Source organism: Xanthobacter sp. 126, from assembly GCF_000526175.1.
Classification (GTDB): domain Bacteria; phylum Pseudomonadota; class Alphaproteobacteria; order Rhizobiales; family Xanthobacteraceae; genus Xanthobacter; species Xanthobacter aminoxidans.
This window is the reverse complement of record NZ_JAFO01000001.1, coordinates 4,867,964-4,888,641: the sequence shown is the minus strand read 5'-3', so window position 1 is coordinate 4,888,641 and position 20,678 is coordinate 4,867,964. Positions and strand designations below refer to the sequence as shown.

Annotated in this window: 18 protein-coding genes; 10 read left to right on the top strand and 8 right to left on the bottom strand. The window is 70.7% G+C overall.

The window, feature by feature from the left end; all coding sequences use genetic code 11:
• The 5 genes from XAN126_RS0123125 to XAN126_RS0123105 all read left to right on the top strand — a co-directional run bounded on the left by XAN126_RS0123125 (position 1) and on the right by XAN126_RS0123105 (position 6,180).
• Positions 1–576, top strand: coding sequence for a BioY family transporter (locus XAN126_RS0123125; protein WP_024280928.1), 576 nt, complete (start codon positions 1–3; stop codon positions 574–576).
• The gene (locus XAN126_RS0123120) at positions 573–2,033 is read left to right on the top strand and encodes an AMP-binding protein (RefSeq protein ID WP_024280927.1); all 1,461 of its coding nucleotides are present in this window, start codon (positions 573–575) and stop codon (positions 2,031–2,033) included. The genes XAN126_RS0123125 and XAN126_RS0123120 overlap by 4 nt, the downstream gene beginning before the upstream one ends.
• On the top strand, positions 2,030–3,157 hold the full coding sequence (locus XAN126_RS0123115) for a thiolase family protein (protein WP_024280926.1): 1,128 nt from the start codon (positions 2,030–2,032) through the stop codon (positions 3,155–3,157). Before XAN126_RS0123120 ends, XAN126_RS0123115 begins: the two co-directional genes overlap by 4 nt.
• Positions 3,158–3,177: 20 nt before the next feature.
• On the top strand, positions 3,178–4,056 hold the full coding sequence (locus XAN126_RS0123110) for a CHAD domain-containing protein (protein ID WP_024280925.1): 879 nt from the start codon (positions 3,178–3,180) through the stop codon (positions 4,054–4,056).
• Positions 4,057–4,425: 369 nt separating this feature from the next.
• Entirely contained in the window at positions 4,426–6,180 is a 1,755-nt protein-coding gene (locus tag XAN126_RS0123105; RefSeq protein WP_245272401.1) for an alpha/beta fold hydrolase, read from the top strand.
• Positions 6,181–6,190: 10 nt separating this feature from the next.
• Here the strand turns inward: XAN126_RS0123105 and XAN126_RS0123100 are convergent, their stop codons facing one another.
• From XAN126_RS0123100 to mbfA, 3 genes are all read right to left on the bottom strand, one after another.
• Entirely contained in the window at positions 6,191–6,943 is a 753-nt protein-coding gene (locus XAN126_RS0123100; protein WP_024280923.1) for a hypothetical protein, read from the bottom strand.
• Between the two features lie 39 nt (positions 6,944–6,982).
• Positions 6,983–7,966 carry a zinc-dependent alcohol dehydrogenase family protein gene (locus tag XAN126_RS0123095; RefSeq protein WP_024280922.1) on the bottom strand — a complete coding sequence of 328 codons (984 nt, stop codon included), beginning with the start codon at positions 7,964–7,966 and terminating at the stop codon, positions 6,983–6,985.
• 77 nt (positions 7,967–8,043) lie between these two features.
• Positions 8,044–9,021: an iron exporter MbfA gene (mbfA, locus tag XAN126_RS0123090; protein ID WP_024280921.1), complete on the bottom strand. Its 978-nt coding sequence runs from the start codon at positions 9,019–9,021 to the stop codon at positions 8,044–8,046.
• A 94-nt stretch (positions 9,022–9,115) separates the two neighbouring features.
• Here mbfA and XAN126_RS0123085 point away from each other — a divergent pair, with 94 nt between their 5' ends.
• Positions 9,116–10,999 (top strand): heavy metal translocating P-type ATPase, encoded by a 1,884-nt coding sequence (locus XAN126_RS0123085; RefSeq protein WP_024280920.1) that lies wholly within the window; start codon positions 9,116–9,118, stop codon positions 10,997–10,999.
• Between the two features lie 3 nt (positions 11,000–11,002).
• On the opposite strand, the gene XAN126_RS0123080 is transcribed toward XAN126_RS0123085, so the two are convergent.
• The 4 genes from XAN126_RS0123080 to XAN126_RS0123065 form a co-directional block, all read right to left on the bottom strand.
• Positions 11,003–12,115: a tryptophan 7-halogenase gene (locus XAN126_RS0123080; RefSeq protein WP_197024084.1), complete on the bottom strand. Its 1,113-nt coding sequence runs from the start codon at positions 12,113–12,115 to the stop codon at positions 11,003–11,005.
• Entirely contained in the window at positions 12,112–14,232 is a 2,121-nt protein-coding gene (locus tag XAN126_RS0123075) for a LodA/GoxA family CTQ-dependent oxidase (RefSeq protein ID WP_197024083.1), read from the bottom strand. Before XAN126_RS0123075 ends, XAN126_RS0123080 begins: the two co-directional genes overlap by 4 nt.
• Positions 14,233–14,336: 104 nt before the next feature.
• A complete protein-coding gene (locus XAN126_RS0123070) occupies positions 14,337–15,566 on the bottom strand; it encodes an argininosuccinate synthase (RefSeq protein ID WP_024280917.1) in 1,230 nt (409 codons plus the stop codon).
• A gap of 109 nt (positions 15,567–15,675) precedes the next feature.
• Positions 15,676–16,425 carry a phosphatase PAP2 family protein gene (locus XAN126_RS0123065; protein WP_024280916.1) on the bottom strand — a complete coding sequence of 250 codons (750 nt, stop codon included), beginning with the start codon at positions 16,423–16,425 and terminating at the stop codon, positions 15,676–15,678.
• A gap of 110 nt (positions 16,426–16,535) precedes the next feature.
• Here XAN126_RS0123065 and XAN126_RS0123060 point away from each other — a divergent pair, with 110 nt between their 5' ends.
• The 4 genes from XAN126_RS0123060 to XAN126_RS0123045 all read left to right on the top strand — a co-directional run bounded on the left by XAN126_RS0123060 (position 16,536) and on the right by XAN126_RS0123045 (position 20,132).
• A complete protein-coding gene (locus tag XAN126_RS0123060) occupies positions 16,536–17,150 on the top strand; it encodes a 2-hydroxychromene-2-carboxylate isomerase (RefSeq protein ID WP_024280915.1) in 615 nt (204 codons plus the stop codon).
• A 110-nt stretch (positions 17,151–17,260) separates the two neighbouring features.
• Positions 17,261–17,959, top strand: coding sequence for an orotate phosphoribosyltransferase (locus XAN126_RS0123055; protein WP_024280914.1), 699 nt, complete (start codon positions 17,261–17,263; stop codon positions 17,957–17,959).
• Between the two features lie 8 nt (positions 17,960–17,967).
• Entirely contained in the window at positions 17,968–19,038 is a 1,071-nt protein-coding gene (locus XAN126_RS0123050) for a quinone-dependent dihydroorotate dehydrogenase (protein WP_024280913.1), read from the top strand.
• An 80-nt stretch (positions 19,039–19,118) separates the two neighbouring features.
• Positions 19,119–20,132, top strand: a complete 1,014-nt coding sequence (locus XAN126_RS0123045) for a proline iminopeptidase-family hydrolase (protein WP_081762760.1) — start codon at positions 19,119–19,121, stop codon at positions 20,130–20,132.
• Between the two features lie 18 nt (positions 20,133–20,150).
• Here XAN126_RS0123045 and mscL read toward each other — a convergent pair whose 3' ends face one another.
• A complete protein-coding gene (mscL, locus tag XAN126_RS0123040; protein WP_024280911.1) occupies positions 20,151–20,615 on the bottom strand; it encodes a large conductance mechanosensitive channel protein MscL in 465 nt (154 codons plus the stop codon).
• Between the last annotated feature and the right edge of the window lie 63 nt (positions 20,616–20,678).

The window sequence follows — 20,678 nt, the reverse complement described above, 5'->3', positions numbered from 1 at the left end:
ATGGATAACCGGACATTCGAGACCCGCACGCTGGTGCGCATCGCCCTCATCGCCGCGCTGATCGCGGCGCTCGGCTTCGTGCCGCCCATCTATCTGCCCATCGCGGCGGGCGTGCCCATCACCGCCCAGAGCCTCGGCGTGATGCTCGCCGGCCTGCTGCTCGGCGCCCGCGCCGGGGCGGCGGCGGTGGGGCTGTTCGTCTTCGTGGTGCTGCTCGGCGCGCCGCTGCTCGCGGGCGGGCGGGGTGGCCTCGGGGTCCTGGCGAGCCCGACCGCCGGCTTCCTCATCGGCTACGTCGCTGGCGGCTTCGTCACCGGCCTCGTCGCCGAGCGCCTCGCCGTCCGCAACCTGCCGGCGCTGGCGACGGCGCTGATCGCCGCCATCACCGGCGGCATCCTCACGGTCTATGCGTTCGGCATTCCCGGGCTGGCGATGATGGCCCATATCAGCCTCGCCAAGGCGTTCATCGGCACGTCCGTCTTCGTGCCGGGCGACCTCATCAAGGCGGTGGGCGCGGCCGTGCTCGCCACCACGGTCCTGCGCAACTGGTCGATCGCGGCGCCGCACCGGCCGTGAGCATCACGCGCCATCTCGCCCGCCATGCTCTGGAGCGGCCGGAGGCGCCGGCCCTCACCTGCGCCGGCGAGACGCTGACCTACGCCGCCCTCGACGCGCTGGTGGCGCGCTGCGCGACGCGGTTCGCGGCAGCGCCGGCGGGCGGCATCGGGCTCGATCTGCCCAACGGCGCGGCCCTCGCCATCCTGTTCCTCGCCGCCGCCCGCGCGGGACGGGAGGCGCAGATCCTCGATCCCGGCTGGCCGGAGGGTCAGCGCCGGCAGGTGCTAGAGCGGGTCCGGCCGGGCCTGATCGTGAGCGCGAAAGCGGGCGACATCCGCCTCGATCCGGCGCAGGGCGCGGCGGGGCTGGCCGAAGCGATCGGCGCCGGCCCGGCGGAGGCGATCGCCGAGCCCGCTCCCGACCTGCCCTTCTATGTGGGCTTCACCTCCGGCTCCACAGGCCTGCCCAAGGGCTATCGCCGCGCGCATCGCTCCTGGACCGCGAGCTTCGATGCGGACACGGCGGAGTTCGGTATCGGCCCTGAAGACGTGATCCTCGCCCCCGGCGCGCTCACCCATTCGCTCTTCCTCTATGCACTGGCGCGCGGCATCGATGCCGGCACCCATGTGCTGCTCTCCCCGAGCTTCCGCCCCCGTAGTGCCGCCGAGCTGGCACGGATCCATGGCGCCACCGTGCTCTATGGCGTGCCGACGCAGATCGCGCTGTTGCTGGACCATCTCGCCGCCGAGGGCGAGACCCTGCCGGGCCTCACCCTCGTGCTGTGCTCCGGCGCGAAATGGCCGCCGGGGCGGCGCCAGATGCTCGCGCACCTTATGCCCAACGCCGCTTTCGCGGAATTCTACGGCGCCTCCGAACTCTCCTTCGTGACCGTGGCCAAGGAGGCGGAAAACGTGCCCGCCGGCTCGGTGGGCCGTGCCTTCACGGACGTGCGGCTCGCCATCCGCGATGCGGCGGGGCGGCGGCTGCCGGGGGGGCGGACGGGGCGGGTGTTCGTGGCGAGCCCCTTTTTGTTCATGGACTACGCCACCGGCGACAGCCCCGACCTGTACGTGCAGGGCGACGAAGTGAGCGTGGGTGACATGGGCTTCCTCGACGACGCGGGCTTCCTGCATCTCGTCGGCCGCTCCCGGCGGATGATCGTCACCTCGGGCAAGAACCTCTTTCCCGAGGAGGTGGAGCGGGTGCTGGAAACCCACCCCGCCATCGCCGCCGCCGCCGTGCTGGGCGTGGCGGACGGCAAGCGCGGCGAACGGCTGGTGGCCTTCCTCTCCACTGCCGACGGGGAAGCGCCTGCCCGCGCCGACCTCATCGGCTTCCTCAAATCCCGCCTGCCCTTGTTCAAGGTGCCGCGCCTTTATGCGCAGGTGGCCGACTGGCCGCTGACGCCCACGGGGAAAACCGACTTTCCCGCCATCGCCCGCCTGTGGCCCGACCACTGCGAGCTTCTGCCATGACGGTCGCGCTCCTCGCCGCCATGCGCACGGCGGTCGCCCCGCGCGGCGGCGCCTTTCGCGACGTGCCGGCCCACAAGCTGGCGGCGGCGCTGATCGGCCCGGTGCTGGAGGCGGCGGGGGTGGGGCCGGACGCGGTGGACGAGGTGATCCTCGGCAACGCCCTCTCCGGCGGCGGCAACATGGCCCGCGTCGCCGCGCTGGCGGCGGGGCTGCCGGAAAGTGTGCCGGCGCTCACCCTCGACACCCAATGCTGCTCCGGCCTCGATGCCATCCGCCTCGGCGCGGCGCGCATTGCTTCCGGAGAGGCGCGCTATGTGCTGGCGGGCGGGGCGGAGAGCTTCAGCACCGCGCCGCTGCGCGCCCACCGTCCGCGCGAGAAGGACGGGCCGCCGGATTTCTATCGCCAGCCCGCTTTCACCCCCTGGCCGGAACGCGAGATCGCCCTCGATGCCTCCGCCGCCGGCATGGCTCAGGCGGAAGGCATCTCCCGCGCCGAGCAGGAGGCGTTCGCCGCCGAGAGCCACCGCCGGGCGCTGGCGGCGCCGGCGGCGGAGGGCGAGATCGTGCCGGTGGCCGGCCTTGCCGCCGATGCCTTCGCGCGCCGCCTCTCGCCCGCGCTGATGGCGCGGCTGCCGATGCTTGCGGGCGATGCGTCCCATGGCGTCACCGCCGCCACCATCGCGGTGGAGGCGGATGCGGCCGGCCTCGTCCTGCTGGGGCCCGGGCGGGCGGGGGACGTGACGATTGCCGGATGTCTGGCGCGCGGCGGCGATCCGCTCGTGCCCGCGCTTGCGCCCATCGCGGTAGTGGAGGCCCTGTGCACTCGCGTCGGCATCGCCCCGGGCTCGGTGGATCATGTGGAACTGATGGAAGCTTATGCGGCACAGGCCCTCGTCGCCATCCGCCGGCTGGGGCTCGATGCGGCGCGGGTGAATGCGGGAGGTGGCGCCTTGGCGCGGGGCCATCCCATCGGCGCGTCGGGTGCAATCCTGGCGGTACGGGCGTATCATCGGTTGAGAGTGATGGAGACAGGCCGCGCGCTGTGCGCCATCGCTGGTGCAGGTGGCATCGCCACCGCCTTGATGCTGGACCGGGACGGAACCGGCCCGGTGTGCGACCGTTGAGCCCCGGTTCCGGAGCAAAAATGCCCATGCTGGATGTCGCGACCCTCGATGCCGAACGCGTGACCCCGCCCTTGCCTCCGCCCCGCGCGGCGGGCGACGCGCTGGCGGACGCTCTCGCGGCGACCATCGAGACCGTAGCCGCGGCGGTGGCCGATCCTGATCCGGTGGAGATGGTGCACGACGCCCGCAAGGCCATGAAGCAGTATCGCGCCTTGCTCCGCCTCATTCCGGGCGACGAGGCGAAGGCCGAGCGGCGGCGCACGGCGCAGGTGGCGCGCGCGCTGTCCGGTGCCCGCGACCAGGTGGCGGCCCGCGATGCGCTGGACGTGATGGCCCAGGGCGGTTTCCTCCTCGCCTGCGACCAGACCGACGCCGAGGCGGTGCTAGGCGATGACGCCGCCGAGGACGGCGGGGAGCATCGCGCCACGCTCGGCGGCTTTCTCGTCTCCGCCCGTGCCGCGCTGGCCGACACGCTGGCGGCACAGGCGCGGGAGGCGGACGTGGCCAAAGGGCTGGTGAAGGCCTACAGGCACGCCCGCCGCGCGCCCTTCGACACGCCCGAGGCGATGCACGAGGCGCGCAAGCGCGTCGTCACCCACCGGTATCAGATGAGTTTCCTCGCCGAGGCCTTCGGCCATGGGGCGAAGCGCGCCCGCGCCGCGCAGCGGCTGCGGGATCTGCTCGGTGCCTATCAGGACATCGAAACCCTGCGGCCCATGCTGGACGCGGCGGGTGATGCGCTGGCGGAGGGCACGCGGGAGCGGCTCGGCCTCGCCATGGACCGGGCGCAGAAGCGACTGCGCAAGCGGGCGCAGCGGCAGCACGCGGCATTGTTCCGCCGCAGCGCCAAGGCCTTTCGCGACAGCTGCCGGGAGACCGTGCGCGTGGCGTCCATTTGACGCGCATCATTGCCGGCTCAGCCTCGGCGCGGCCTGATCGTCATCAAAGCGCCGCGAGAAGCGGCAAAAGCTGAGGTCGAAAGCTCGAGCGTCCGGCGCGCTGCCGGGCGAGGCTCCGGCATCCGTTTCAAGTCCCGGGCGCCTCCCGCGCCCTGAAGAGATCGGCCGATGGTCAACCTGCCCGCCAATTCGCCCCGTATCCAGCCCCAGACCGTGGGCGGTGCGCCCGCCGCAGTGCCGGAGCCGGCTCCGGCACCCGCCGTGACCGCGCCGGAGGCGCCGGCATCCGGTGCCGATCTCGCCCGCGCCGCCATGGATTTCTCCAAGCTGCCCGAGGCCGGGCGGCTGATCGCCCAGGCCTGGGCGCGCATGGCCTGCCATGACGAGGAGGATTTCGAGCACGGGCCGGGGCCGGAAGCCCTGCGCGCGGTGGACCGCGCCGCCGCCGCGCTCTCCGCCCGCGCCACCTCGGGCCTCTCGCCCACGGCGCTCACTTTGTCGCTGATGGACTGGTGGATGCATCTGGCCGCCGCCCCCGGCAAGCAGGCAGAACTCGCGCTGAAGGCATGGCGCAAGTCCGCCCGGCTCGGCGCCTACATGGTGGCCTCCAGCTTCGACCGGAGCTTTCCCAACTGCATCCAGCCGCTGCCGGGGGACGAACGGTTCAGCGCTCCGGCGTGGCAGGACTGGCCGTTCCGCTTCTGGTACCAGTCCTTCCTGCTGAACCAGCAGTGGTGGCACAACGCCACCCACGGCGTGCCCGGCGTCGCGCCCCACAACGAGGCGGTGGTGGCCTTCGCCGCCCGCCAACTGCTCGACGTCTTCTCGCCCTCCAACTCGCCCTTCACCAATCCCGAAGTGCTGCGCCGGGCGCGGGAGACGGGCGGGCTCAATTTCGTGCAGGGCGCGCGCAATTTCATGGAGGACGCGGCGCGCAAGGCCTCCGGCCAGCCGCCGGTGGGCGCGGAGGCGTTCGAGCCGGGCCGCAACGTGGCGGTGACACCGGGCGAAGTGATCTTCCGCAACCACCTCGTGGAGCTGATCCAGTATCGCGCGACCACCGCCACGGTCGCCGCCGAGCCGGTGCTGATCGTGCCGGCCTGGATCATGAAATACTACATCCTCGACCTGTCTCCCGAGAACTCGCTGATCCGCTACCTCGTGTCCAAGGGCCACACGGTGTTCTGCCTCTCCTGGCGCAACGTGACGGCGGAGGACCGCGACCTCGGCTTCGACGACTATCGCCGCGAGGGCGTGATGGCGGCGCTCGATGCCATCAATGCGGTGGTGCCGGGCGAGAAGGTCCATGCGGTGGGCTATTGCCTCGGCGGCACGCTGCTCTCCATCACCGCCGCCGCCATGGCCCGCGCCGACGACGACCGCCTCGCCTCCGTCACGCTGTTCGCGGCGCAGACCGATTTCTCCGAGGCGGGCGAGCTGCAATTGTTCGTGGACCCCGGCGAGCTCTACACGCTGGAAAGCATGATGTGGGACCAGGGCGTCCTCTCGTCCGGGCAGATGGCCGGGGCGTTCGAGATGCTGCGCTCCAACGATCTCGTCTGGTCGCGCCTCGTCCACGAATATCTGATGGGCGAGCGCGCGCCCATGAACGACCTGATGGCCTGGAACGCCGATGCCACCCGCATGCCCTACCGCATGCATTCCCAGTATCTGCGCCAGCTCTTCCTCGACAACGACCTCGCCGCCGGCCGCTACAAGGTGGACGAGCGCCCGGTCTCCCTGCAGGACATCAGCGTGCCCCTGTTCGTGGTGGGCACGGAACGCGACCACGTGGCGCCGTGGCGCTCGGTCTACAAGATCCATCAGCTGACCGACACGGACGTCACCTTCGTGCTGACCTCCGGTGGGCACAATGCCGGCATCGTCAGCGAGCCGGGCCACAAGCACCGGCATTTCCGCCTGCACGAGACCCGCCACGGCGACCACCATCTCGGCCCCGACCAGTGGGTGGAGGCGACTCCGGTTGAGGAGGGCTCGTGGTGGCCGGCGTGGGAAGCCTTTCTTTCCGCCCGCTCCGCCCTCGGCCGCGCTCTGCCGCCGCTCGGCGCGCCCGGCTATCCGGTGCTCTGCCCGGCGCCGGGAACATATGTGATGCAGCGCTGAGGGCGGGGCTTCACCAGCCCCCCTTGTCCTCATAGAGGTCGGCGAAGCGCTCGCCCCGCGCGACGGCATCCACGAGACGGCCGACGGCGGGCGGGCCGCCGGTGGCGTTCATCCACGTCAGCACCCGGCAGGCCGCCCGTGAGTAGAGGGGCGTGGCGGCCAGGGCAGAATGGCGGAAGGCGCGTGGGTCGTCGGGAACCGGCCCATCGAGGCCGGTGCGGCAGCGCGGCGCACCCTCTGCGTCGTGATCGAGATAGCGCGCGTCGTCCGATACGATCACGGCGACGCCTTCGTCGAACCAGGCGGGTACGCTTCCCGCCGCGGTCCGACGCAGCCCGAGGTGGGCGGCCAGCTCCATGTGGGTCATTTCGTGCACCACGATGGTGGGGTCGAGGCCCGCGGGCGAGAGCCTCAGCCCGAAGGAGCCATAGGCCATCCCACGCGCTCCGCCGCCGCGGATTCGCGTCTGACAGGCGGTGCTGGCGCAGGCAAGCACCATCGGCGTCGAGGCCGCGGATCCGAAGAAGAGCGCGAGGCGCGCGGGCGCTTCGGCGACCGTCCGGCGCAACATAACGCGGGCTTCTTCGGACATCGCCGGGTCGGCGTAGAGGCGGGGGCCGATGGCCGCGAAGCCGTAGCATGAGGGGCAGACCAGCGCGGCCACGGCCGGTTCCGCCAAGGCGACGGCTCCGGCGCCACCCGCGATGAGCGCGCCAAGACCAAACAATGCCCACCGCCATCGCCGGATTGTCTTGCGCGCCATGGCGTCCCTCCCGTGTCTATGGCCACGGTTGAACAAGATTTAAGGCACCAGCACGGCAGCCCCTTCCAGCCGCCCGCCGCGCAAATCGTCGAGCGCGCGGTTGGCGTCGGCCAGCGGATAAGGCGTCACATGGGTGGAGACGCCGGCCTTGGGTGCCAGCGCGAGGAATTCGCGGGCGTCGTCGCGGGTGAGGTTGGCGACGGAGAGGATTTTCCGCTCCTCCCACAGCCAGCGATAGGGAAAGGCGGGGATGTCGCTCATGTGGATGCCGCCGCACACCACGCGCCCGCCCTTGCGCACGGCTTTCAGCGCCTGCGGCACCAGTTCGCCCGCCGGGGCGAAGATGAGCGCAGCGTCCAGCGGCTCCGGCGCCGGGGCGTCCGAGCCGCCGGCATGGACGGCACCCAGCGATCGCGCGAAATCCTGCGCTCGCGTGTCGCCGGGCCGGGTGAAGGCGTAGATCTCGCGGCCCTGCCAGCGCGCCACCTGGGCGATGATGTGGGCGGCGGCGCCGAAGCCGTAGAGGCCGATGCGCTTTCCCTCGCCCGCCATCTTCAGTGTCCGCCAGCCGATCAGCCCGGCGCAGAGGAGCGGCGCCAGCGCGATGTCCTCGCCCTCTTCTCCGAGGGGATAGACGAAGCGGGCATCCGCCACCGTGTGGCTGGCGAAGCCGCCGTCGCGGGTGCAGCCGGTGAAGACCGGCGCATCGCACAGGTTTTCCGCGCCCTCTTCGCAATAGGAGCAGCAGCCGCAGGCGCGGCCGAGCCAGCCGACGCCCACCCGCTCGCCGAGCGTGAGATGGGAAACCCCCGCACCCAGCGCCGCGACGCGCCCGACGATCTCATGGCCGGGGATGATGGGCAGCAGCGTCTGCGGCAGCTCGCCGTCCACCACATGCAGATCGGTGCGGCAGACGCCGCAGGCACCGACCTTGATGAGGGCTTCCCCCGGCCCCGGCACGGGATCTGGCCGTTCCTCGGCGACAAGGGGACCGCCGACCGCTTTCAGGACCATGGCGTGCATGAGGTGCCTCGCGATATCTGAGGCACCCTCTCACGCCTTGGGAGCGGGAGACATGATCTCCCGCAACGGCATATGGGTCAGCTGCCGCCGATGAAGATGCCGGCCGCCAGCACCAGCGCGCCGCCCAGCACCACCTGGAAGACCGAGCGCCAGAAGGGCGTCTCCATATAGCGGTTCTGGATGAAGGCGATGGCCCAGAGCTCGATGAACACCACGATGATGGCGATGGCCGTCGCGGTCCAGAATTCCGGGATGATGTAGGGCAGAGCGTGGCCGAGGCCGCCCACCGCGGTCATGATGCCGGAGGAGAGGCCGCGCTTCAGCGGCGAGCCGCGGCCGGAGATGACGCCGTCGTCGTGCAGGGCCTCGGTGAAGCCCATGGAGATGCCCGCGCCCACCGCCGCGGCGAGGCCGACGAGCAGGGTGGTGTGGGAATTCTGCGTGGCGAAGGCGGTGGCGAAGATGGGGGCCAGCGTCGAGACCGAGCCGTCCATCAGGCCCGCGAGGCCCGGCTGCACGAAGGTGAGCAGGAACTGCCGGCGGGCCTTCTCGTCCTCTTCCTTCTTCTTGTCGGTGGGCAGATAGCGGTCGGCGAGGTTGCCGGCGATCTCCTCGTGCTGCAGCTCGGTCTGGTAGAGGCTTTCGAGCAGTTTGCGGGTGTCGGGATCGGACGTCTTCTTCTGCGCCTTCAGATAGAAGTTGGCGGCCTCGTCCTCCATCCGCCCCACCTCGGCGCGGATGCGCTCGATGCCGAGGTTCACCACGGCCCAGACCGGCCGGCGGCCGTAATAGCCGGCGATGCTCTCGCGGCGGATCAGCGGCACGGTGCCGCCGTAGCGCCGCTCATATTCGCGGGTGAGGCTGGTCTGATGGCCGCGCTCCTGCGCCGCCATGCTTTCGAACACCTTGGCCGTGTCAGGATACTCGCTCCGCAGCGCCTCGGCATATTCCATGTAGATGCGCGCGTCGTCTTCCTCGGAGGAGATGGCGAGGGCGAGGATTTCCCGCTCCGAAAGGTCTGCAAACCGGCGGCGGCCGGAGAGAAACGACAACATGCCGAGTGACTCCTGTTTAGAACTCTTCTAACAATCTGATGTTCGCGCGACAACAGCGACGGCAGTGCGACCAAAGCGCCGCACCGGGGGAGAGATGACGGAGCCGGGGCATATCCAAAGCGAGGCCGCCGCCGGGCGGAACCGCTACCTTCTGCTCGCCGCCGCCGTGCTGCCCCTCGCCGTGGGGCTGCTGCTCCAGCTCATGGGGATGAAGGCTGCCGCCTCGGCCGCCTTCGCCGTGGGCACGGCACCGGTTCTGGCGGTGCTGCTCCTCGACATCGCCCGCTCCCTGCGCGCAGGCCGGTTCGGCCTCGACGTGCTGGCCGCGCTCTCCATGGCCGCGGCTCTGGCCTTCGGCGAGCCTCTGGCCGGCAACGTGGTCGCGCTCATGTATGCGGGCGGCCAGCAGCTGGAGCGGTTCGCGGAAGGCCGCGCCCGGCGGGAGATGACCGCCCTCGTCGCCCGCGCCCCGCGCGATGCGATGCTCCATCGCGACGGCGGGCTGGTGGTCGTTGCGGCGGTGGATCTGGTGGCCGGCGATCGCGTGCTGGTGCGCTCCGGCGACACCGTGCCCGCCGACGGCGCGGTCATCGGCGGGCCGGCGGTGCTGGACCTCTCCTCCCTGACCGGCGAGACTCGCCCGGCGCGGCTGGAGGACGGCGAGGAGGCGCCCTCCGGCGCGGTGAACGCCGGCGATGCCTTCGATCTCGCCATCCTGCGGCCGGCGGCGGACAGCACCTATGCGGGCATCGTGCGCCTCGTGGAGGAGGCCGCGTCCAGCCGCGCGCCCATGGTGCGCCTCGCCGACCGCTACGCGCTCGCCTTCCTCGTCGTTTCCATCGCCCTTGCCATCGGCGCGGCGATCCTCGCCCACGATCCGCGCCGGGCGCTGGCGGTGCTGGTGGTGGCGACGCCCTGTCCCCTCATCCTCGCCGTGCCGGTGGCGCTCATGGCCGGCCTGTCGCGGGCGGCCAAGCGCGGCGTCCTGGTGAAGAGCGGCGGCGCGCTGGAGAAGCTCGCCCGCGTCCGCGCCCTGGTGGTGGACAAGACCGGCACCCTTACCCACGGCCGGGCCGAACTGGAGGAGGTGCGCACCGCGCCGGAGTTCGAGCCGGACGACGTGCTGCGCCTTGCCGCCTCCCTCGATCAGGCATCGAGCCACGTGGTGGCGCAGGCGCTGGTCCATGCCGCGCAGGACCGGGGGCTTCCGCTCGCGCCGCCCCGCGCGGTGAGGGAGGATGGCGGCGCGGGGCTTGAGGGATGGGTGGAGGGCCGGGCGGTCGCGGTGGGCGGCACGGCCTATGTGGCCGCCCGCGCGTCCGGCGACTGGAGCGAACTCAGGGCGCAGCTTCCCCCCGCGAGCGCGGTGGTGGCGGTGGCCGTGGATGGCCGGCCGGCGGGGCTGCTGCTGTTCGCCGATCCCGTGCGCGATGATGCCCCGGAGATGATTGCTGCGCTGCGCCGGGGCGGCGTCACCTATGTGGCGCTGGCCTCGGGCGACCGGGAGGAGGCGGTGGATGCGGTCGGGCTGGCCCTCGGCCTCGACGCCTGGACGGGAGAGCTGACGCCGCAGGGCAAGATCGAGCACATCGCCTTGGCGCGGGGGACGGTCAACGGCGGCGGCGTGATGATGGTAGGCGACGGCGTGAACGATGCCCCCGCGCTCGCCGCCGCGGACATCGGCGTCGCGCTCGGCGCGCGGGGCGCGGCGGCTTCCGCCGAGGTGGCGGATGCGGTGCTGCTGGTGGACCGGCTGGATCGCCTCGCCGAGGCCATGGCCATCGCCCGCCGGTCGCTGGCCATCGCGCGGCAGAGCGTGCGCTGGGGCATCGGCCTGTCGCTGGCGGGGATGGTGGCGGCGGCGTTCGGCTATCTCCAACCGGTGCAGGGGGCGCTGCTGCAGGAGGCCATCGACGTGGTGGTCATCCTCAACGCCTTGCGCGTGCTCATCCCGGGACCGGGCGAGGGCGCGGACTGAGCCCTATGCGGCGGCCTGGACCTGCCTTCGGCGCCAGAAGGCGGCATCGGGCCAGCGGGTCTCCGCTGCATAGAAGGCCGCGCGCAGCCGCACGCCGGCGGTGAAGCGGGCGAACACGCGGTCCTGGTAGGCGTTGAACGCGCCCGCGTCCCCCGCTTGCGCTCCGGCGATGGCGTCGGCGGCGGCGATACCGTCTTCCAGCGCGCGCGTCAGGCCCTGCGACAGCAGGGGATCGAGGCAGGCCGCGGCATCGCCCACGGCAAGCCACCCGGGCCCGGCAACGGCGCTGAGGATGGCGGTGGGCGCGATGGCGATGCGCGGCGGCGCATCCGCGTCCAGCGGGCGGCCGCGCGCGATCTGGGGGCCGATGAGGCGCGTGCCGCCGAGGGCGGCGCGGAAGGCGGCGGCGTCGGCGAAGCGCGCGCCGGCATCGGGATCGGTGGCGAGGCCCACCACTGCTCGCCCGCCGGGAATGTGGCTCGCATACCACCAGCCCTCCGGCATCGCTTCGAGGAAGGTGCGGGCGGGCAGGGCCTCGGGCTCGGCGAGGGCGAGGAGGCTCCAATGGAAGGCGATGGCATCCACGGGATTGCGCGCCACCTTGAGGCTGCGGAGCGCCGCCGCGCGCACGCCGCTCGCATCCACCACGCGTGCGGCCGTGATCTCGAACGGCCCATTCGCGCCTTCGAAACGGAGGCGATGGCCGCTCCCCACCGCCGACATCATCCGCAAGCGCCCCGCATGGAGCGGCACGCCCGCCGCCTGCGCCTGCGCCCTCAGATCGGCGTCGAAGCCGGCGCGGTTGAGATGCCAGCCGCCGCCGAAGGGGTTGGCGAAGCCGTCATTGTGGTGGGGCTCCGCCTTACCCCACAAAGCGGTCGATCCCTGCGAGGGCAGGTGCCCGCGCGCGGTGAATCTCTCCATGACACCGAGGCGGGAGAGGAGCGGCATCGCTGCCCCCGGAATGGTCTCGCCGATGCGGGGTCCATCCGCCGTGCCGGCCTCGAACAGCACCACATCGCCAATGCCGCGCCGCGCCAGCGCGATGGCGGTGGCGCAGCCGGCCGGGCCGGCGCCGATGATGGCGATACCCACCTGCTCCGGCGACACACTCACGGCGCCGGAGGGGTGTTGAAGGTGGGCCAGGGGGCGACCATCTGGCTGGTGTCATTCTCGAAGACGCAGGCGACTTCGAGGAAGGGGTCTTCCGGTGCGGCGGGGCGGGCGTCCGGGTTGATCCGGCTCGCCTGCACCACGAAGCCCACCTTGTGCCAGTTGACGAGAAAGTCCGACCCCTTCTGGAAGCGCCCGGCATTGGCGGGATAGATGGTGGTCGTCCCCGCCCCGCGCACGGCGAAGAGCTGGCGCCCCGGCACCCAGCCCGTGGCGGGATCGAAGCGCGCCAGCGCCTGCGGATAGACCGCCACCGGCCGCTCGGCGGGCCAGGACCAATAGAGCGTCTGGTCGTTGCCGGGGTTCGGATCGCGCAGGTGGGAGGCGCAATGGTTGAAGTCCGAGTGCCAGGGGACAGCCATGAACTTGGTCATGTCGCCCGGCTCCAGCGGCCGGTCCCGCAGGGGGATGTAGCCCACCGACAGGAAGGGCGTGTCGGCGCGGGCCTTCGAATAGTCGAGCACGGCGGCGTTGACGCGGAAGGCGCCGCCGGGGCCGTTCGCCCAATCCTTCACATAGAGATTGGGGTCGCGCACGGGGTAGGAGACCTCGATGCCGGGGCTGAAGCGCCCGCCGAGGCAATTGGCGAGCGCCACCCGGTCCAGTTCCTCGCCCGCCCCGAGCTTCAGGCGGCGGCCGGGCGTGAACACGCCTTTGTGCCACTGGCGCAGCAGATGGTACTGGGTGGGCGTCAGCGTCAGGAACGGCCTGTTGGTATCGCCCAGCGCCAGCGGCATCACGGGCGCGCCCAGGACGAGGCTCGCCGGGTCCGAAGGGTTGCGGATGGTTCGGCTGAAGTCGGGAATTTTCTCGGTCGGGCTGTCGGCGGGGGTGATGGCACCGATGCGGTTGTGGGCGGCGATGGCGGGCGCCGGCAGGTTGGTGTTCCAGCGCTGCTGCATGATGGCGCGGAACAGGGGCGCGGCATCGTCGGGGAAGGCGGCGGAGAAGCCGTCGTTGAAGGCGCCATCGGCGTAAAGCGCCGGCTCCAGCGCGAGCGCGCGCACGAAGGTGTCGTAGACCTCGTCCCAGGCGGTGACGACGTTGCGGGTCTGCGGCGCGAAGCCGGGATCGCCGCAGGTCGCCCAGGCGCCGGCCGCATCCTGCGACGTGCCATCCTCGAAGACGATCCGGGCCGAGACCGGGCCGTCGCTCATGTCGTCGAACCAGTCGGTATTTTCCGCACCCCATTGATCGCTGACGGAGGGGGCGCTGCCATCGCTCGTGATGCCTTCCGCCGCGCCGAAGCCGGCGGCGAAGATGAGCCGGCCGGTGCCCGCCTCGGTCCTCACGTCGCCGAGCCGGGTCACTGGATCCGCCGGGGTGTGCAGCCGGAAATGGTCCTGCGGGAAGCTCACCGGATAGGCGGGCAGGGGACGCACCGGTGCTCCGCCGCCGCCCCCCTCGGCAAGGCAGCTCGCAGGCGTGGCGCGATCGAACGCCCGGACGCGCCCCTGATCCGTGCGGGCCGAGAGGGCGCGCGGGCCGGGATCGATGACGAGGCGCCTGAGGCGGTCCGGGCTCTCCAGCGGGCCGTCCTGCGGGCGGCGGATGGGCATCAGCTTGCCGTCGGCGAACCCCGGCAGCGCGGGGAAATGCCCGATGGGGTTCATCATGCCGAAGCAGTTCAGCTTCTTGTTGGCGACGTGCACCTGCCACACGATGTCCACCACCCGCTTGCCGCCGATGAGCGCGCCCAGCGTGACCTCGGTGCTCTCGCCGGTGGGCCAGCCGGTGCGGGTGTAGGCATAGATGCGGAAGCGCACGGCCTGCCGCTTCAGCCGGCCCTGTCCGTCGCGAAAGCCGTCCGAGGTAAGGGGCTGGCCGGTCGCGGCATCGAGGGGCAGGCCGCCCCACAGGCCTTCGCCGGAGGGGGGCAGTTCGCCGGCCGCCGTCTCGGGGGCGAGGTAATAGTCCGGGCTGTTGCCGACGCGGGCGATGCCGATGGCGGGATGGATGCGCAGCACCGGGGCCGGGGCATCATCGGCCGCCGCAAGGCCGGAGGTGGCCGCGAGCAAAGTTGAGCCCGCAGCGCCTTTCAGAAGGTCCCGTCGATCCATGAGTCCGCCCCCTATCCGGGACGGAGTTTGTCCAAGCCGATGCCGGGGGCAAGCGCAAAAAGGCGCCTGTCCCCGGCGGTCGCGATCCTATTCGGAGATCTTGCTCACTCGGAGATCTTGCGGGCGCGGCTGCCCAGCGTGCGCAGGCGCAGCGCGTTGAGCTTGATGAAGCCGGCGGCGTCGCGGTGGTCGTAGGCGACCGCGCCTTCCTCGAACGTGACCAGCTCCTGATTGTAGAGCGAGTAGGGGCTCTTGCGGCCGACCACGGTGGCGTTGCCCTTGTAGAGCTTCACCGTCACCTCGCCGGTCACATAGGCCTGCGAGTGGTCGATGGCCGCCTGTAGCATCTCGCGCTCGGGAGAGAACCAGAAGCCGTTGTAGATCAGCTCCGCATAGCGGGGCATCAGCTCGTCCTTGAGGTGGGCCGCGCCGCGATCGAGGGTGATGCTCTCGATGCCGCGGTGGGCGGCCAGCAGGATGGTGCCGCCGGGGGTCTCGTAGATGCCGCGGCTCTTCATGCCGACGAAGCGGTTCTCCACGAGGTCGAGGCGGCCGATGCCGTTGGCCTTGCCCAGCTCGTTGAGCTTGGTGAGCAGGGTCGCGGGGGAGAGCGCCTCGCCGTTGATGGCCACCGCGTCGCCCTTGTCGAAGGCGATGGTGATGAGGGTGGCCTCGTCGGGGGCCTCCTCCGGCGAGATGGTGCGCTGGTAGACATATTCCGGTGCGTCGTCGGCCGGGTCTTCCAGCACCTTGCCCTCGGAAGAGGAGTGCAGGAGGTTGGCGTCCACCGAGAAGGGCGCCTCGCCGCGCTTGTCCTTGGCGATGGGGATCTGGTGCGCCTCGGCGAACTCCAACAGGCGGGTGCGGGAGGTCAGGTCCCACTCGCGCCAGGGGGCGATGACGGTGATGTCCGGCTCGAGGGCGTAATAGCCCAGCTCGAAGCGCACCTGATCGTTGCCCTTGCCGGTGGCGCCGTGGGCGACCGCATCGGCGCCCATCTTGCGGGCGATCTCGATCTGCTTCTTGGCGATCAGCGGGCGGGCGATGGAGGTGCCGAGCAGGTACAGCCCCTCATACACCGCATTGGCGCGGAACATGGGGAACACGTAGTCCCGCACGAATTCCTCGCGCACGTCCTCGATGAAGATGTTCTCAGGCTTGATGCCGAGCAGCTCCGCCTTCTTGCGCGCCGGCTCCAGCTCCTCGCCCTGGCCGAGGTCGGCGGTGAAGGTGATCACCTCGCAATTGTAGGTGGTCTGGAGCCACTTCAGGATGACCGAGGTGTCGAGCCCGCCGGAATAGGCCAGCACCACCTTCTTCACGTCACGCGCCATCACGTCTCTCGGATGTTCGGGGAAAATCGGCGCGGACTATAGGCGCGCGCGGCGGCGTGGCAAGCCGTCTCGGTCAAGGATGGAGTCAGGCGGCGGGTCAGGCGGCTTGTCAGGCCTTGCCGAGAAGCCGGCGCAGGTTCGCCTGAAGAGCGAGGCCGGCATTGCCGATGGCGTCTTCCACGGAGGCATCGGTGGGGCTGCGCGACCGGTCGTAGAGCCAGAGCCGCATGGCGACGATGAGCAGGATGACCAGCACGCCGGAAAACACCACATCGGTGAAGAAGTGCCCGCCGAAGGCGATACGCAACCCGCCGGCCAGCGCGCCGAAGGAGACCGCCGCCACCATCGCCACCGCCCCCGCCGGGCCGGACACGAGGCTCGCCGGGGCCACCAGCCAGAAGCCCAGCGAGCCCTCGCCCGAAACGAAGGAGCAGTTGCTGGGGCAGGTGCCGTCGGTGGCATACCAGGGGCGGAAGGTGTCCTTGCCGCCGAAGGATTCCACATGCACCGGCCGTGGCCGGCCCCAATGCTCCTTCAGGATGCCGTTGACGAGGAGGCCAGGCCCCAGCGCCATCGTCACGGCGAGCAGCACCGCCGCCCGCGCCGGGATGAACATTTTACCCCGGGGGAAAATGAACTTGAGGATGATGGCGGCAAAGGCCGGGCCGGCGAAGACCCAGGGCAGCCAGTTGGCGAGGGTGCGGATATCGGCCGCCCAGCCGAGGCCGGCGACGCCGAAAGTGCGCCGGCTGGCGTTCCAGAACAGGCTGGAGATGGCCATGTCCCATTCGGGGAACACCGTGAACAGGATCGCCACCGCGGCCCCGATCACCAGCGCGAAGAACAACACCCACTTCACCGCGTCGCCAGCTCCGATCCGGAATTGATTCAGCCGATTGATTCAGACCCTTGCACGCGGAGCTTCCCCCGCCGCACTCTTCCGCCGCGATGTACAGGCCGGAGACGCCCATGGCCAGCGGCAGCCTCGATTTCTATTACGAGTTCGCCTCGCCTTATTCCTATCTCGCCGCCTGCCGCATCGCCGCCTTGGCCGAGCTTGCGGACGTGCGGGTGCACTGGAAGCCGTTCCTGCTCGGCCCCATCTTCGCCGCGCAGGGCTACGCAAGCTCGCCGTTCAACGTCTATCCCCTGAAGGGTGCGCATATGTGGCGGGATCTCGACCGCCTCGCCGCCGCCCAGCGCCTGCCGCCCATCACCAAGCCGGCGACCTTTCCGGCCAACGGCCTTCTGGCGGCGCGGGTGGCGATGCACCTTAACGATGCGTGCCGCCCCTCCTTCACCCGCGCCTTGTTCTCCGCCGAATTCGCGCAGGGGCGCGACATTTCGGACCGGGAGACCATCCGTCAGGTGCTCGCCGGCCTCGGCCACTTCTGGGACGAGGTGATCGCCGACGCCGAATCCGAGGTGAACAAGGCGCGCCTGCGCGCGCAGACCGAGGAGGCGCAGGCCCGCGGCGTGTTCGGCGCGCCCACCTTCTTCACCACCGATGGCGAGCTGTTCTGGGGCAACGACCGGCTGGAAATGGCGCTGGAGCACGCCCGGGGCCTCGCCCGGAAGGGGTGAGCCTTCCTCCTGCGCGGGGGCGCCCTGCGGTCGCAGGTGTGGCAATGCCGCTCCGCTCTGATATATGCGCGTCACACACAAGCGACGAAACCGCGACGAAGGCTTCACTCATGGCGAATGTCACTGCTTTCCCGGACAAGGCTACCATCGCCGAGCAGACGGCGCGGATGCTGCTCGAGGTCGAGGCGGTGCGCTTTTCCTCCGGCGAGCCCTTCATCTTCACCTCGGGCTGGGCGAGCCCGGTCTATATCGACTGCCGCCGCCTCATCTCCTTCCCCCGCGTGCGCCAGACGCTGGTGGATTTCGGCATCTCCACCATCTACCGCGAGATCGGCTACGAGCAGTTCGACACGGTGGCGGGCGGCGAGACGGCGGGCATTCCTTTCGCCGCCTGGGTCGCCGACCGGATGATGCTGCCCATGCAGTATGTGCGCAAGAAGCCCAAGGGCTTCGGCCGCAACGCCCAGATCGAGGGCCACCTCGCGCCCGGTGAGCGGGTGCTCCTGGTCGAGGACCTAACCACCGACGGCAAGAGCAAGGTCAATTTCGTCAATGCCTTGCGTGAGGCCGGGGCGGAGTGCCAGCACTGCTTCGTGTTCTTCTATTACGACATCTTCTCCGAGGCCTCGGGCATCCTGGACAGCGCCGGCCTCAGCCTCCACCGCCTCGCCACCTGGTGGGACGTGCTGGCGCAGGTGAAGAAGATGAACCGCTTCGAATCGAAGCAGGTGGCCGAGATCGAATCGTTCCTCAACGATCCGCACAGCTGGTCCAAGGCCCACGGCGGCACCGCCACCACCGGCGAGTGACGCCCTTCATGGATCTCTACGCCCTTGTTCGGCCCTTCCTCGGCCTGGTGACCCCGGAGCGGGCGCACGGCTATGCCGTCCGCGCCATGGCACGGGGCCTGATGCCGAACCTCTCCGGCCATGACGACCCGGTGCTCGCGACCCGCGTGTGGGGCCTCGACTTCCCCAATCCCGTGGGCCTCGCAGCCGGCTTCGACAAGCATTGCGAGGTGGCGGACGGCCTGTTGAAGATGGGCTTCGGCTTCGCCGAGATGGGCACGGTCACGCCGCGCCCGCAGCCGGGCAACCCGCAGCCACGCCTGTTCCGGCTGGAGGAGGATGAGGCGGTCATCAACCGCTTCGGCTTCAACAGCGAGGGCCTCGCCCCGTTCGTCTACCGGCTGGCCAAGCGCCGCTCGGCGGGCGGCAAGGGCATCCTCGGCGCCAACGTGGGGAAGAACAAGGAGAGCGAGGACACGCTGGAGGACTACGCCGCCGGCGTTTCCGCCACCTGCCGGCTCGCCGATTATATCGTGTGCAACATCTCCTCCCCCAACACGCCGGGCCTGCGCGCCCTGCAGGCGCGGGCGGAGATGGAGGCGCTGCTCGCCCACCTCGTCGGCGTGCGCAATGCCTCGGTGCCTGACCCTGCGGAACGCCCGCCGCTGCTGGTGAAGGTGGCGCCCGATCTCGACGACGCCGGCCTCGCCGACGTGGCAGAGGTGGCGCTGGAGACCGGCATCGACGGCATCATCATGGGCAACACCACCCTGTCGCGCCCGGCGAGCCTGCACAGCGCGCACAAGGGCGAGGCCGGCGGCCTCTCCGGCAAGCCGCTCATGTCGCTCTCCACCGAGCGGCTCGGGGCGCTCTATCGCCTCGTGGGTGGACGCCTGCCGCTGGTCGGCTCGGGCGGCATCAGCTCGGGCGCCGACGCCTATGCCAAGATCCGGGCCGGCGCGAGCCTCGTGCAGCTCTATTCCGCGCTGGTGTTCCATGGCCCCGGCCTCGTCGGTCGCATCAAGACCGACCTTGCCGCCCGCCTGAAGGCCGACGGCTTCGCCCATGTGGCGGACGCGGTGGGCGCGGATTTCCGCTGATCCTGTCCGGTGGCGCGCCGCTTGACCGCGGCGGCTACTATGATACCCGTGATGTTCCTTCCTTCTGACGGCGGGGCACCATGGCCGGGCTGGATCGACGCGCCTTCCTCTCTCTTATCGGCGCGGCGGCGCTGGTCCCGCCTCTCCGGCCGGCCCTCGCGCGGCCGGCGGTGTTTCCCCCGGCGGACCGGGAGCTGATGGTTCCGGTGAAGGGCGGGCGCATCTATGTGCGCACCAACGGGGTGAGCACGGGGGATCGCTTGCCGGTGCTGCTCCTCCACGGCGGGCCGGGCGGGATGCATTCCACCTTCCACGACCCGCTGGAACTCGCCGACGAGCGCATGGTGGTGCTCTATGACCAGCTCGACAGCGGCCGCTCCGACCATCCCGACGATCCCGCCAACTGGACCGTTCCCCGCTTCGCCGACGAGATCGACGCCGTCGCCGCCGCCTTGGGCCTCGGGCGCTTCCATGTGCTGGGGCACAGCTGGGGCGCCACCATCGCGCTGGAATGGGCGGCGCGGCGCCCCGCGACGCTGGCCGGGCTGGTGCTGGCGAGCCCCTTCGTCTCCGGCAAGAGCTGGATCGCCGATGTGGCCGCCCGCCGCGCCGCGCTGCCGACGGACGTGCAGGCGGTGATCGACGCCTGCGAAGGCAGCGCTTCACCGCCGCCGGCCACCTGCGATGCCGCCGCCGGCGCCTTCTACGCTGCCTTCAACCGGCGCGAGCCGCTGCCCGCCATGCGCAAGGCCTATGAGGCGGCGCAGAACCTCAAGCTCAACGGAAAGCTCTATGTGGCCATGAACGGGGCCGGCGAGTTCACCCAGACCGGCACGTTGAAGGATTACGATGGGGAACCGCTGCTGGCGCGGCTCGACGGGGCGCGCACCCTGTTCGTCATCGGCCAGTATGACGAGACACGCATCGCCACCGTCGCGGCCTTTGCCGAGCAGGTGCCCGGCGGCGCTGAGTTCGCGGTGATCCCCGGCGCGGCCCACGGCATCTTCAACGACCGCCCCGACGAGTCGGTGGCGGTGGTGCGCGGCTTCCTGCGCCGGCAAGATGCGTTGGCGGCGCAGGGAGCGAAACCCTGAGCCACCTCGCTCCCGGTTTCACATCGTCGGCGGCGTGGGGCGCGCGGGCATCACCGGTGGGCGGGCGGCGGGCCGTTCCGAAGCCAGCAGGTCGCGAATCTCCATCAGCAGCGTCTCTGTCTTGGTCGGCGCGGCCGGCGGCTTGCCGGCCTCGGCCCGGCGCAAGGCGTTGATGCCGCGCACCACGAGGAAGAGCACAGCGGCCACGATGATGAAATTGATGGCGATGGTAATGAATGAACCATACGCCAATACCGCTCCCTGCTTCTTGGCGTCAGCGAGGTTGGCAGCGGTCACGGACTTCGAGAGCGGAATGAAATAGTTCGAGAAGTCGAGCCCGCCCGTGACCGCGCCGATGACCGGCATGAACACGTCGCCCACCAGCGAGGTGACGATATTGCCGAAGGCGGCACCGATGATGACGCCTATCGCCAGGTCCACCACGTTGCCGCGGACCGCGAACTCCTTGAACTCCTTGAGAATCGGCATTGCATGCTCCCGCCCGATGTCGCGACCTGGGCGCCGATGCGCCCCGCCCCTTGGCGA